Origin of the sequence: Roseimicrobium gellanilyticum (assembly GCF_003315205.1) — a bacterium.
GTDB lineage: Bacteria > Verrucomicrobiota > Verrucomicrobiia > Verrucomicrobiales > Verrucomicrobiaceae > Roseimicrobium > Roseimicrobium gellanilyticum.
This window is the reverse complement of record NZ_QNRR01000001.1, coordinates 375,949-389,502: the sequence shown is the minus strand read 5'-3', so window position 1 is coordinate 389,502 and position 13,554 is coordinate 375,949. Positions and strand designations below refer to the sequence as shown.

Here is a 13,554-nt window from a genome sequence, read left to right as displayed (position 1 = left end):
ACATGTCCTTCTTCGACAAGCTTTTTGGGAAGTCCGGGCAGCCTGCTCCCAGTTCACCACCTCCCGCCAGCATGCAAAAACGCCCGGAGTATCCGCCCACCATGGGCCCGCCACCTTCAGCCGGTGAGAGCATCGCGGACTTCATTTTCGACCCATCCACTCAGCACTATACCAGGGCATTCCGTCGGGGTGACCCTGTTCTTCCCCCGGAAGATCAGAAGCGTTGGGTGTCTGCAAGACGAAAAATCATGACACATCTCGTGAGCATTGCGACTTCCGGAATAGGAGCGCACTATCTGGTGCTTCGTGGAAGCTTGGCTCTCAAGTCGTGCCTTGGAGAAGAAGCTCGCGAACCGGGTGATATTGACTGGGTGATTCAGCCAAGCGAGATGCGCATGGATGATCGAGAGTCCAAGGAGATGCTGGAGGGTATCATTCGGGGGGTGATCGCAAATCCCCAATGCGATGATGTATGGATTGAGCACCAGAACATCACGTCTACAGACATTTGGACCTATGATCGCGCGCCCGGCCACCGCATTGCCTTCCCATGGCGATGCGACGAGCTTCCTCCTGCGATTGTGCAGATGGACTTTGTATTCGAGCAACCATTGCACGCGCCAGCAATCAATGAGGAAATCAGGTTCGAACAAGGCACGCGCAAAAGAGTTACCATGGCCAGTCCGGAAGAATCGCTTGCCTGGAAGTTATCGTGGCTTGCAAGCGACATGTACCCTCAAGGAAAAGACCTCTATGACGCTGTGCTCCTCGCAGAGTTAATCATCCTCCCGCCGCAACTTTTGAAGCAGGTCATGGTCGACAGCAAAACCTGGGAAGGGGAACGAACTCTTAAAAGGTTCCCATTCGCCCGAGTAGACGAGGACAACGTGGACTGGGATAATTTTTTGAAGGAGTGCCCATGGGTGCAGGGGACCGCTGAAGAATGGACCGGTCGCCTTCTAAGAGCAATGCACCCCGTTATCGACGGCTTGAACAAGGAACGATGAAACGACAGGAGGCATCAAGCTGCCTCCTGCCTCAATCCACGAGTTCACACCTTCACATCCCATCCCTTGCGGTACTCCGGCCGGCCCCAGAATTTTTCAGCGGCAGCCTTGTCGAGCACCTTGCCAGTCTTGGGATCACAGCGCACCACGGTATTGGTGCGGTAGGCGATGTTCCCCAAGTGACAGAGCATGGTGCTCTTCTGGCCTTCGTCGATGGGTGAGTTGAGCTTGGCGTTGTTGCGGATGGCATCAAGGAAGTTGCCGATGTGGGTGGTGTCGTTGCCCTTGATGGTGGCCTTGCCCTTGCCGGTTTCTGCGCCAGCGAGATCGTAGATGGTCCATGAGTCGCGGCCGATGCCCATGGTGCCCTTGTCTCCGTAGAAGACGATTTCGCCGATGCCCTTCTCAGCGGAGCGCTGGTGACAACTGCTCTGCACCCATTCAAAGCCCACCTTACCGCAGTCGTACACGGCGGTACCGGTGTCGGGTGTTTCCTGCTTGTCGTCGTACCAGTAGCGGTTGCCGAGGTAGGTGATGCGCTCGGGATAATCCACCTTCAGTCCCCAGCGCAGGATATCAAGCGTGTGGATGCCGTTGTTGCCGAGTTCGCCGTTGCCCCAGTGCCAGAGCCAATGCCAGTCATAGTGCACAAAGGGCTTCATGTCCCGCTCATCCGGCACCGGTCCCTGCCAGAGATCCATGTCGAGGTCCGGCGGAGCTGCGAGTTCGCCGGGCACGCCAATCGCCTTGCGCTTGTTGTAGTAGGTGGCGCGGCCAAACTTCACCTCACCAATGGCGCCGCCATGGAGGGCATCAATGGATTCCTTCATCCACGTGCGGCGCTGGTTGCCCATTTGCACGAGGCGGTTGTACTTCTTGGAGGCCTCCACAATCATTTCCGCTTCGCGCGGATTCTGACTGCCGGGTTTTTCCACGTACACGTGCTTGCCTGCCTGCATGGCCATGAGGGCCATGGGCGTGTGCCAGAAGTTCGGCGTGGCGATGAAGACTGCATCCACCGACTTGTCCTCCAGAATCTTGCGGAAGTCCTTCACGCCCTGACACGAGACCTGTTGCTTGTCGGACACCACCTTGAGTCCACGCTCCAGGCGCTTCGGATCGACCTCGCAGAGGTAGGCGATCTCCACATCTGGCAGATTGAGCAGGGCACTCACATGGCCCATGCCACGTCCGAGCGCGATGACGGCGACCTTCATTTTCTTTCCGGGCTGCTCCGCGGCACGGACGATATTGAAGGAGGAAAGAGCCACGGCGGCTCCGGCGGCCGTGCCTTGAGTGAGAAGGGTGCGACGATTCATCGGCGTAGAGTGCAAACGGTAGAGATGCTTCGGTGTGCATCTACGCGCGCGAATCGGGCATCTTCCTCCGGGGTCACGAAGGAATCAGTTTCGGGTATTTCGTGCTCAGTAACCTGAGCGGGCTCTCAGCCCTCCCACACGAACTCAATCGGGATGTCGATCTCCGGACGCACGCTCTGGTGCACCGGGCAGCCGTGAGCGGTGTTCTCGAAGAGGGCGCGTTCGGGATGGTCCGGTGGCAGCGGCATCCACACGGTGGTGGGCAGGCGCACGATGCGGCGCGGGCTGTCCGTGCTCATGTGCTTCTCCGTGCGCACACGCATGCCGGTGACTTCGATGCCCTTGCGCTGGGCCACGATGCCGATGGTGGTGGCGATGCAGCTGGCCAGCGCAGTGGCCACAAGATCGGTGGGTGAGAAGGATTCTCCCTTCCCCATGTTGTCCACCGGTGCATCCGTGACGAGTTCGGTCTTCGAGGGGCCATGGATGGCGCGCGTGCGCAGGCCGCCTTCATAGGTGACATTGATTTCTACCATGGCGGCATCAACGGCTGGGAAGCTTCTGATTCAAGCCCGATGTTGCAGAAGATGTGGCCGCCCCAGGGACAGGTGCCTGGGGTTGCGCATTTGGTGAGGTGACCGGCAAGGTCATTTTGAAGTGTTTCTGAAAGTACGGCTCCAAGGCATCCGCCAGCGCGCGTGCCAGCGCCTCGCGGTCAGTCTTCTCATTTCGGAACTTGCGCGGCACTTCGAGCTGGATGGCATCCAAGCCCACGCCATCGAGTGAGCCATGCGTTTCAGTGTTGTACCCGCCATTGAAATACAAATCCCCCGGATCCACATGAGCGCCCGGAGCTGGGATGCACGGCACACCGCGCTGCTCCAGCAGGCCACCCAGGCTCGCTGGTCCTTTCAGGAGGGCCGCGAAGTCTTCATCTGAGTTTTGGTCGAGTAGCCGGATGCTGCTGCGAGCAGCCACTTCAGGGAGGTTCAGCTTCTGCGGTGGCCACTGAATCTCGTCCTTGCCGAGGAGGTAGCCGAGTTCCACCTGCTGCTTCTCATGGCTGTGTCCATGGACATCCAGATACAGCCCACGCGGAAACCTCTTCATCACGGCACCCTCCGCCTCATGGAGAAAGCCGTGGTACTCGTGCCAGGCCTTCTCCGCGACGGCGCTCCCCTGTGCAGCCTCCTTGATCTCACGGTTCGCATCCAGCTTCACACGTGCGAGATGGCAGATGACCAGATGCGGGGCGACACCATACCTCCGCTGCAAAGCATCGCGCATCTCCATCGCGAGCTCCGCCGTGAAGGCATCCCGCTGGAGCCGACCCGTGGTGCGGTTGGGAAGTTCCTTCGGGATGAGACGTCCTCCATGCGGCGCGGAGAGCACGATGGGCAGTTCACCGGGCCAGTACTCGATGTATCCAGTCTCTCCTTTCCGGGACTCCGGCGCGGTCTTCTCTTCGGCCCATGCCAATGCCGGAACTGCCAATGACAACAGGACCAATACGCCATGAACACAGGCGGCGTTCCATCGCCGCGCTGCCGCTGTGAATGGATGCCTTGGGTTCACTGCCTCACAGGAATAAATGCGCGGAGGCAGCTTGCCCAGCCAAAACCATCGAGTCCTTGATCAATCCGTGTCCCGCTTGTCGGCCGTGGGCCCATCGTCCGGCTTGTCCTTTTTCTTCAGGGACCAGTCGTCATCGTCGTTCGAAGTATCCGTCGCTGGCGAGGCCTTGCCCTCCTCAGGCACGGGACTTGGCTCAGATTCAGGTTCAGGTACGGCAGGACTGTCGCCAGTGATGCTGGCTTCAGGTGCACTGTAGCTGGTGTCTGAGACGGAGTTCTCTTCGCTGCTTGTGGCGGGCGACTCAGATGAAGGAGACTCAGAGAGCGCCTCTGCATCTGTCTTCGCTTCAGTGCCGGCTTCCAGCTTCGACTCGCCTTCCGGCGTTGATCCGTCGGTAGAAGGCGGAGGCGTGGATTGGGGCTTCGGCTTGGTGCCCGAGCCTTCATCCTCGTCCTCTTCTTCGTCGCCACCACCCCACGGGTTGTAGTTTTCGTTGTCCCAGTCGTTGTCGGCCACTTCGAGGGCCTTTTCGTCCTCGTCCTGTTCCTTGTAGTACTCGGGATAGAGGGCACGATCACGCTTCTCCAGCCACCATGCGAGCCAGATGCAGATCTCATACAAGATGTACATCGGCACTGCGAGCAGGCCGAGAGTCATGGCATCCTGGGTGGGCGTGATGAGCGCAGCAGCCACGCAGATGATGATGGCCGCCCAGGAGCGGGAGGTCTTCATCACCTTGTAGTTCAGCACATCCAGCTTCACCAGGGCCATCACCACCACCGGCAGCTCAAAGCAGGCGCCGAAGATGAGGATGAACTGGCAGATGAATTTCACATACTGCTTCAGCTCCCAGATGAAGGGAGTTGCAGGAGCAATCGTGGCCGCAGCCACTGCAGGCACCGCGGCAATTGCCGTGGTGGGTGATGCCTCGGCAGTCACTAGTGGCTTGTCCGGTGGTGCAGGTGGAGGAGTAGTCGTGCCCGGTGTGGGCACGGGAGCCGTGCCTGTGCTTCCTGGGGAGGTCGCTCCTTTGTTCGACTCCAACCGGGGAGCCTGCACTTCGACAACCTCAAACACGAAAGACATTCCTTCCGCGGTCGTGGCGGTGATGCGGGTGCCGGGTTTCAGGTCCGGAAGAGTGGTGGTCGTAGCCGGGGGCGTCTCCGCCTTCTGCGTCTGCACCTCCTCCTTCTTATTCTTCGACACGGCACCCATGTCACGGCTGAACTCGTAGAAGAAGGTCAGCGCACGGGGTGACACCACGAAGTAGGCGAAGAGTACACCTATGAGGAAGAGGCCAGCTCCCACACTCAATGCCGGGAAGAGCACCTTCTTCTCATTACTACGCAGGCCAGGCAGGACGAACTGCAGCAGGAAATAGAGCAGTATCGGGAATGCCAGGATGACGCTGGCCACCAGGGCCACATTCATCGCGGTCATGAAGCCCCCGGTGGGATCCAGGTTCTGTAGGGTGACCTGCTGCTCGATACCCGCCAACGTCAGGGGGTAGGTCATGATGGCCATCAATTCTTCAATGAAGAAGAAGGTGGCGAGAGTCATCACCAGCAGGGTGACGGCCATGCGCACAATCATCGTGCGCAAGTCATCAAGGTGATCCAGGAACGGTTTCTCGTCGTCGCCTTGGCCGAGATCCACCGCCACCTTTTCACGGAAGGTGACGACTTTCTTAAAGAGCCAGTTAAACATGTGTCGCGTCTGTCGCTAGGGGGGGAGTGCCCGCTCACACCATCCCGCGGGCCGACAGGCGCGCGAAGAGGGCGAGCGATAGCGCGTCCTGGATGATCAGGGAAGCCACCAGGTGGCGCAGTTCATCCGGCGTTACCAGCCGGACCTCGCCGATGTGCTCCCCGCCGACGGGTTGTGGTGCGCGGACGATACGCATCGGGCCGACGGCAAAAAGGTAAACGTGCTCGCTGGTGAAACCTTGCGAGGCAAAAAACCAGCCCAGCGGGGTGAACTCGGCGCCGGGGAGTGCTTCCACCCCGGCCTCCTCATCCAGCTCGCGCAAGACGGTGGCAATGATGCTCTCCCGCGTCTCGCCATCATCAATCTGGCCCGCGGGGAACTCCCACAACGCCCGCTTCACCGGCAGGCGCTCCTGGTGTACCAGGACAAACTTTCCATCCTCCGTGAAGGCAGCCACGGCCACGGCAGGCACGCGGTGCGCCACGGTCCACGGGATGTCCTCACCTGGGCGGGCCGGCGTGCGGAAGTGACACTCCTCCACCTGCACATAGCGACCACCATAGACGATTTTGCCCGGCAGCTTTTGCCAGCCGTCGTGGTCCTCAAAGGTGCAGATCTCGAAGTCCGGGATGGTCATGGGTTCAGTCAAATCACTCCTGCTCTACTCCGAGAGTACGCTCCTCCAGTGGTTCAGGCGCGCGGCCACATTCTGCGGCGAGGGAGCTCCAGCGCCTTTTCTGGCTGCGAGAGCCACATCCACCTTCAACAGGTCGTGCACGGAATCATCAAACGCCTCGCTGAACTGCCGGTAGTCCGCCGTGCTGAGCTCCAGGAAAGTCTTCCCGGTCTGCCCACAGTGGGCCACCAGCTTGCCGATGACTTCATGCGCATGACGGAAGGGTGTGCCCTTCAGCACCAGGTAATCTGCAAGATCGGTCGCCAGCAGCAGCGGATCGGCGGTCGCGGCAATGGTCTTGGGCCGGTTCACCTCCATGCCGCTGACCATTTCCGCGAAGACTTCCAGCGCGAGGCCCAGCGTCTCGATGGAATCAAAAAGCGGTTCCTTGTCCTCCTGCAGATCACGATTGTACGTCATGGGCAGGCCCTTCAGCGTGGTGAGCAGGCCCATGAGATTGCCGACGAGACGTCCGGACTTGCCGCGTGTGAGTTCCGCCACATCCGGATTCTTTTTCTGCGGCATGAGGCTCGAGCCCGTGGTGTGGGCATCGCTCAGGGTGATGAAGGCAAACTCCGCGCTGGCCCAGAGGATGACGTCCTCGCTGAGACGCGAGAGATGCACGCCCGTGAGCGCGAAATCAAAGAGCAGCTCGGCGATGAAATCGCGATCGCTCACGGCATCCATCGAGTTCTGCGTCACACCATCAAACTCCAGCTCCTGCGCTACAAAGACGCGGTCGAGAACAATGGTGCTGCCCGCCAGCGCGCCGGAACCCAGCGGCAGGACGTTCAAACGCTTCCGCGCATCCGCCAGGCGGCTCGCATCGCGGTCCAGCATCTCCACATAGGCGAGCAGGTGATGGGCAAAAAGCACGGGCTGCCCGCGCTGCAGGTGCGTGTAGCCGGGCATCACGGCGTCCGCATTGCGCTCGGCGCATTCCACGAGGGCGCGCTGCATGGAGCGCACGAGTACGAGAATCTGGTCCACCGAGGCACGGCAATAGAGGCGTGCATCCGTGGCAATCTGGTCATTGCGGCTGCGGGCGGTGTGCAGCTTCGCTCCGGCAGCACCGATGCGGCGCGTGAGCTCGGACTCGATGTTCATGTGCACGTCCTCAAGCTCCTGCTTCCAGGTGAACTTGCCCGCTTCAATGTCCGCACGGATGCCGAGCAGGCCTTTTTCAATGCTCTGCTGCTCGTCCTGCGTGAGGATGCCGGCCTTCACCAGCGCCTTGGAATGCGCGATGGAACCTCGGATGTCGTGCTCGTACAGCCTCCAATCAAAGGACACGGACTCTCCGTAGCGCTGCACGAGCGCACTGGTCGGTTGCTGGAATCTGCCTTTCCACATGGGGAGGCAGAGAGTAGACGGAACCTCCCGTCGCGCAAGAAATGTCTGGCAACGCTCCTGCCCGTTCTGCGGCGGTGAGCCTGCCCGGTTACGCGTGCGCGTGAGCGTGCGAATGCGCCGGCAGGGTGCCCGCGAGCTTCTGGTCGCGGTAGGCGCAGTGGCCTGAACGGGCCAACTGGTCGCAATTTGCCGCAATCCGGATCGTCTTGCTGGAGGGCGTGAAACCCAGACGGCGGGTAATGCAGTCCTCCATCAGCGCAATGTGATCATCCTCGAACTCCACCACGCGATCGCAGTCGAGGCAGATTAGGTGGTTGTGCTCGGGCTTGTCGAGGAAATTTGGGTCGTAATAGGTCTGGTCGCGACCGAGGTCCACTTCGCGCAGGAGACCGCACTCCACAAGCAACGCGAGCGTGCGGTACACCGTGGCACGGGAGATCGTGCGATCAATGCGACGCGCCATCTCATGCAACTCCTCGGCATTGAAGTGCTCCTTCGTGCCAAACGCTGCTTCCACGATCACATCGCGCTGCTTGGTGCGGCGGAGCCCCTTGCCGGAAAGGAAAGTTTCGATCTGCTGGCGGGCGGTCTCGGTCATCCGATCAATGTTCCAATCATTTGCACAAGGTCAACCCGCAATGCAATGGCGGGCCTGTTTGGAAATGCGACAGGGTCGCACGTTGACGCGGCCGTCGCATGACGGCAGTTTGCTTGATGTTCCGGGGCACTGCCATTTTCGCTCTCGTGCCTCTTTTTTTGCTGAGCTTCTGCGAACGCACTCAGCCTGATGCCTCTCCGGCTCATCATCCCCCGTTTGATGCGGCCTACCTCCTCCTTTCTCCGGCCGAGATGGCGAGTCTGCCTCTTGCTATCCGTTTTGAGGCTCCCATGGGAGCCGAGCAAGGGGCGCTGACTTACAATGCCCAGCCCTTCCGCGTGACCCGCCACCTTGGCGACGACCTCAATGGCATCGGGGGATGGAACTCAGATCTCGGAGACCCCGTCTACGCTGCCGCCACGGGAAAGGTAATCTACGCCGGATGGCCGAGTGATGGCTGGGGAAACATGGTGGTGCTGGCCCATCGTGTTCCGGACGCCGCAGCTCCGGAGGGCTGGCGTGTCTACCAAGCCGTGTATGCCCACTTGGACAAGATTCAGGTGAAGCACAGCGATGTCGTTCCCCGAGGCACCCCACTCGGCACGGTAGGCACGGCGGGAGGAAAGTACCTGGCTCACCTGCATTTCGAAATTCGCGAGAGCCGGGCCGTGTATCCCGGTCCAGGCTACTCCGACTTCCCACTCGACCGGGTATCACCCGCCACGTTCCAGAAAGAGCGGGGAAAGAGTGGTGACTCCGTGGTGCAGAAGGCGCCAGAACGCGTCATTCCCTAGCCATCCCGATTCGCCGACTGGCTGGAGAAAATCCGCCTTCGTGCAGTTTATCAATATTCAGTCTTTTTGTGAAAATTATCTTGCAATCGCGTCGTATTTTTGAGAATAGTCAAAAGTTTGCGAGATTCTTGGAAGCATATGGCCTTTCTCTTGGTACGCTCACGCAAGTATGAGGATAGCAAGGGCCACTCCAGCTATGAAAAACTTCGCGTCTATGGAACATCGAGCCTGGCCGCACTCTCGCTTTTCTTAAGTATCCTTCCCCTCCCCGTTTGGGCCGAGGGCCTCCGCAATCCAGAAGGTCGCCAACCCTTCGCCGCCAATGGCCCCCGGGAAATCCCCCGCCGCATTCTCGTGTTGTATGGATGGGACGAGGAGCATTCCGAGAAGCCGAGAACCTGGCCGGTGGATACAGTCGTGGGCGAACTGCTCCAGGCGCCCCTCGAATGGCTGGGCTATGAAGTGGAGTACCTGAACCTCGGCAAGAGTCCCCTGCCCCCGCAACTGCCGGAGCGCTTCGCCGGAGTTATCATCGACGGCGAGGTGGACATCCCTACCTTGCGCGAGCAGGAGGTGGCAGGCTGGCTCCTCGCGGCAAGGAAGCAGGGAGCACTCCTCCTTTTCACCGGTGGCTTTCCCTTCACCCGCGAGGAGGTTATTCAGGATCTCACCAATAGTCTCGGCCTGCGCGGCACCTGCGCCAAGGTGGAAAATCCCTCAGAAGTCGCCATCAATGCCGCCGCCGAAGGTGTGGCGAACTTCGAAGCGAAGGCGGAGCCGCGCGGCAGTGACTTCCTGAATCTGGCAGCACCAGAATCGGCACGCGTGCTCCTCTCGTTGAAAGCACGCGATGTGGAGGGCACACGCGTCCGCTTTGATCCCATCTTCCTCACGTCGTGGGGTGGCATGTGGCTGGAGCCTTACCTCATCCGCCGCGCGTCCGCAGACAGCAGTCCCTTTTACGCGGACCCGTACCGGCTGCTCGCAGAATGGCTGAAGCCCAATGGCGTCTTCCCCGCGCCAGACACCAGCACACGCGAAGGGCGCCGCATCTTCTACTCGCACATCGATGGGGATGGCTTTGCCTCGCTCTCACAGTTCAAGGGGCACCCGCTGTGTGCGGAACTGGTGCGCGATCGCATCCTGAAGGTGTTCCCCTTCCCCATCACGGTTTCGATCATTGAGTCGGAGCTTCGTGGCGAGTCCGCAGGCATGAGCAAGGAACAGCCTTTTGTGCAGGAGGTGGCAAAGGAGATCTTCTCCCTGCCAAACGTACAGGCCGCTTCGCACAGCTACAGCCATCCCTACATCTGGGAACCACTCGACCCCAATCCCGGTCGCTATGACGAGCCCTGTCTGGCGATGAAAGTGGAACCGAAGTTCCCGGCGCTGGATCTTGCGAAGGAGATCCCGGGATCGGTGAAGTACATCAACGAAACACTCCTGCCACCGGGCAAACGCTGTGAACTCTTCCTTTGGAGTGGCAATTGCCGGCCCGGACCTGCAGCGCTGCGCACGGTGCGTGAGATGGGACTCGAGAATCTGAACGGGGGCAACACCATCATCAGCCGCATGTACCCCGGCTTGGCAGGGATTGCGCCGCGCACCATGGAGTGGGATGGCGAGCTGCAGGTGAATGCCTCAAATCAGAATGAGTTCATGTACGCCAATGGCTTCAACGGCCCCTTCTACGGCGGGTTCGCGGATGTCATTGACACCTTCGAGCTCACCGAGTCACCGCGCCGTGTGAAGCCGGTGAATGTGTACTACCACTTCTACAGCGCCACCTATCTCAGCTCCCTGCGCGCCCTGGAAAAGATTCATCACTGGGCGGCCGAACAGAAACTGCACAACATCACTGCGCTGGAGTTTGTGAAGCTCACCAAGGACGCGCGGGAGACACGAGTCATCGCTCTCGGTCCGGGTCACTGGCGTTTCGTGAATGGCGGCAGCCTGCGCACCTTCCGTCTGCCGGCGACACTCGGCGTGCCAGACATCGCACGCTCACGAGGCATCACTGGCTGGACCCGGCATGAAGACCAGATCTACATCCACACCGACGGCAAAGCGGAGACGGAACTGGTGCTGGTCAATGCAGAGAAGGCGACGCCTCATCCCTATCTGGAGCAAAGCTCCGCCGAAGTACGCTGGCTCAAGTTCTCAGCGGCTCAGCTCGATGTCGAGGTGAAGGATCTGCGCCCGGTTGAGCTCGTCTTCGCAGGGCTCGCGAAGCAGTCGACGTGCACTCTCAGCATCAATGGCCGCGATGAGCAGCACGTCACAGATGCTGCTGGCCGCCTCCGTCTCACCCTGCCTGCTCAGGCACGTATTCGCCTCAGCCTTCCCACCGTCCATGCAGCCCGCTGACAAACGCCTGCAAGGCCCCATCCTGCCGCTGCCCATGGTCGGGCTGCTGGTGGCGGTGTGCCTTGGCGGATCATGGCTCATGGTGCCAAAGCAAGGCGAGCTTGTGGAGCGCCTCTTCAAGGACAAGCAGTATGCCCGTGTGGTCAGCATCCTCCAGGATGAAGCCCACGGCATGCGCTCCAGTGACATCAGGGGCCTGAGCACACTCGATGCCGCGCAGATGACCGCGCTCAGCCGCCTCTTGAGCCTCACCCCTCGCGAACAAATTCGCACTGTCTTCGCTTCACGAAGCACGCTGAAATACGACGTGTATGTGCACAACATCGTGCTCGCTGCCGTGCGCTACGTGGACGTGCTATCACCCGAAGAGGTTCACGGGATCATTCTGCCTGCTGTAGAACGTGTCCCTGAGTCCAACCGTCTGGAGTTGCTCAGCATGCTCGCCCAGAATGCACTCGCCGTCGCGCGACCGGATCTGGCCGCGGATGCCCTCCGCTTCGCAAGCCAGTGCGCAGCCTCCGATTGGAAGGTCATCCGGCAGATGGTCGAATGCCATCGCTGGAACAATGATCCTCAACATGCGCGCTCGGAGCTGGACCGCTGGCTCGCAACACACCGCGAGGCACTGAACGCAGAGCAAGTCGCGCAGGCAGAAGAGCTGAACTTCCACCTTGCGATGGAGAGCAGCGCCCCCGGAGAGGCTTTCTCCCTATGCATGGCTCAGATTCAGCGACAGGCTCCTTCAGAGCCGATTCCTTCACAACTCATCGACAACGCACACCTCTCCGCACTGCAATCCGGCCGCAGTGGTGAACTGCTGCCGACGCTGCGCCGGCACGTGCAGTCCATGCCCGCCGCACGCATGAAGTTGCATGAACTCAAAAAATGGGCCCAGGCAGACGGCTCCAATCTACAAGACTACCTGAAGTGGGCGAAGACTCTGGCGCAATGGAGCGACTGGAACCAGGACTTCACCACCGCGTATGATCATCACCTGCGTCTCGCTGTGTTGGGAGATGGCGCATCACGTGACCGCTGCATCGCACTCACCGACTACCTCGGCAGAACGGAAGAATGCTGCGACCTGCTTTCCATCCTTGGCGATGTGCCGGATCATCCTGAGTACGCCATTCTCCATGCCCGGCAGCTTGCGGAACTGGGGCACGATGATGAAGCAAAAGTTCGCTTCGAAGCATGGCTTGCCTCTTATCCGGGGGACCGTGACGCGCGATTCGACTACGCCTGCCTGTTGGAAGACATGGGCGACGAACCCGGGTCACGCAGGGCACTAGCATCCATGCTCGGGACATTCCCAGGTGATGTGCCGGTCATACTGCGATTGGCCACCGCGTGTGTCCGCGACCATGATCTCGCCGAGGCCCTTGATCTTTACAAGCGCATTCCAGCCGCAGGTCATACGCTCGACTCGCTGGAGAACTACGAAATGATTGCAGAGTCGCTGGACGATCAGCCAGCAAGATATGAAGCGCTGCGTCTCACCAAAGCCAAAACCGGGAAACCCGACGTCGAGCTTCTTCTCAATCTGGCGGACGCCGCACGCCAGGCATCACGCACTGAGGATACACTTCAGATTCTCGAAGATGGTCTCCGCATTCACCCGCAGAGCGCACAACTCCGCCTGAGCTTCGCAGACTCCCTCGCCCGGGCTGGTCGTAATGAAGAAGCGGTCACCACACTCCAGCACGAACGTCTCAGGGACAGCTATGATGCCGCCTCCCAACTGCTTGCGTTGACCCCGGTGTTGACGGATGCCGGCCAGGCCCTGGAGTTCCTCGGCAAAAACGTGGAGCGCAAGTTCCCGCTGGGTGCAAGGCAACGATTGCAACTCGCCGTGCTACACGCACGCATCAATGACACCGATGCGGCAGCAAAACTCTTCGCCTCCGTGAAGGAGAACCCTTCATCGATTCGCATGATCGCCGAAGCCCGGAGCTGGGCCGGCCAGAGCGATGAAGCCGCGCGTCTCATGACATCCCATGTGCAGACCAATCCGAACTGCACCGCGCAGGATTGGATCTTTCTCGGTGAACTCTGGGAACAGCTCGGTCGGCCCGAAGACGCCCAGAATGCCTACGACCACTCCCTTGTACTCCTCACCTCGGATCTGCCAGACACGGCGGCCAACTGACGACGGCGA

Annotated in this window: 11 protein-coding genes; 4 read left to right on the top strand and 7 right to left on the bottom strand. The window is 60.2% G+C overall.

The genetic code is table 11. The features are described 5' to 3' along the window. Positions 1 to 2 precede the first annotated feature (2 nt). Positions 3 to 1,007, top strand: coding sequence for a nucleotidyl transferase AbiEii/AbiGii toxin family protein (locus DES53_RS01585; RefSeq protein ID WP_170156776.1), 1,005 nt, complete (start codon positions 3 to 5; stop codon positions 1,005 to 1,007). Between the two features lie 44 nt (positions 1,008 to 1,051). Here DES53_RS01585 and DES53_RS01580 read toward each other — a convergent pair whose 3' ends face one another. The 7 genes from DES53_RS01580 to DES53_RS01550 all read right to left on the bottom strand — a co-directional run bounded on the left by DES53_RS01580 (position 1,052) and on the right by DES53_RS01550 (position 8,235). After that, entirely contained in the window at positions 1,052 to 2,326 is a 1,275-nt protein-coding gene (locus DES53_RS01580) for a Gfo/Idh/MocA family protein (protein ID WP_113956454.1), read from the bottom strand. A gap of 125 nt (positions 2,327 to 2,451) precedes the next feature. Further along, positions 2,452 to 2,862 (bottom strand): OsmC family protein, encoded by a 411-nt coding sequence (locus DES53_RS01575; RefSeq protein WP_113956453.1) that lies wholly within the window; start codon positions 2,860 to 2,862, stop codon positions 2,452 to 2,454. Positions 2,863 to 2,869: 7 nt separating this feature from the next. Then, complete coding sequence (locus DES53_RS01570; protein WP_147263142.1) at positions 2,870 to 3,826, bottom strand: N-formylglutamate amidohydrolase; 957 nt, start codon at positions 3,824 to 3,826, stop codon at positions 2,870 to 2,872. Positions 3,827 to 3,961: 135 nt separating this feature from the next. Further along, complete coding sequence (locus DES53_RS01565; RefSeq protein ID WP_113956451.1) at positions 3,962 to 5,608, bottom strand: twin-arginine translocase subunit TatC; 1,647 nt, start codon at positions 5,606 to 5,608, stop codon at positions 3,962 to 3,964. 34 nt (positions 5,609 to 5,642) lie between these two features. After that, a complete protein-coding gene (locus DES53_RS01560; RefSeq protein WP_113956450.1) occupies positions 5,643 to 6,245 on the bottom strand; it encodes an NUDIX hydrolase in 603 nt (200 codons plus the stop codon). A 24-nt stretch (positions 6,246 to 6,269) separates the two neighbouring features. After that, the gene (gene argH / locus DES53_RS01555; RefSeq protein WP_113956449.1) at positions 6,270 to 7,637 is read right to left on the bottom strand and encodes an argininosuccinate lyase; all 1,368 of its coding nucleotides are present in this window, start codon (positions 7,635 to 7,637) and stop codon (positions 6,270 to 6,272) included. Between the two features lie 88 nt (positions 7,638 to 7,725). Next, positions 7,726 to 8,235, bottom strand: coding sequence for a Fur family transcriptional regulator (locus tag DES53_RS01550; RefSeq protein ID WP_113956448.1), 510 nt, complete (start codon positions 8,233 to 8,235; stop codon positions 7,726 to 7,728). 290 nt (positions 8,236 to 8,525) lie between these two features. Between DES53_RS01550 and DES53_RS01545 the strand changes: the two genes are divergently transcribed. The 3 genes from DES53_RS01545 to DES53_RS01535 all read left to right on the top strand — a co-directional run bounded on the left by DES53_RS01545 (position 8,526) and on the right by DES53_RS01535 (position 13,545). After that, positions 8,526 to 9,029 (top strand): murein hydrolase activator EnvC family protein, encoded by a 504-nt coding sequence (locus DES53_RS01545; RefSeq protein WP_211325407.1) that lies wholly within the window; start codon positions 8,526 to 8,528, stop codon positions 9,027 to 9,029. Between the two features lie 138 nt (positions 9,030 to 9,167). Beyond that, on the top strand, positions 9,168 to 11,396 hold the full coding sequence (locus DES53_RS01540; RefSeq protein ID WP_113956446.1) for a polysaccharide deacetylase family protein: 2,229 nt from the start codon (positions 9,168 to 9,170) through the stop codon (positions 11,394 to 11,396). After that, complete coding sequence (locus DES53_RS01535) at positions 11,383 to 13,545, top strand: tetratricopeptide repeat protein (RefSeq protein ID WP_113956445.1); 2,163 nt, start codon at positions 11,383 to 11,385, stop codon at positions 13,543 to 13,545. The genes DES53_RS01540 and DES53_RS01535 overlap by 14 nt, the downstream gene beginning before the upstream one ends. Positions 13,546 to 13,554 lie beyond the last annotated feature (9 nt).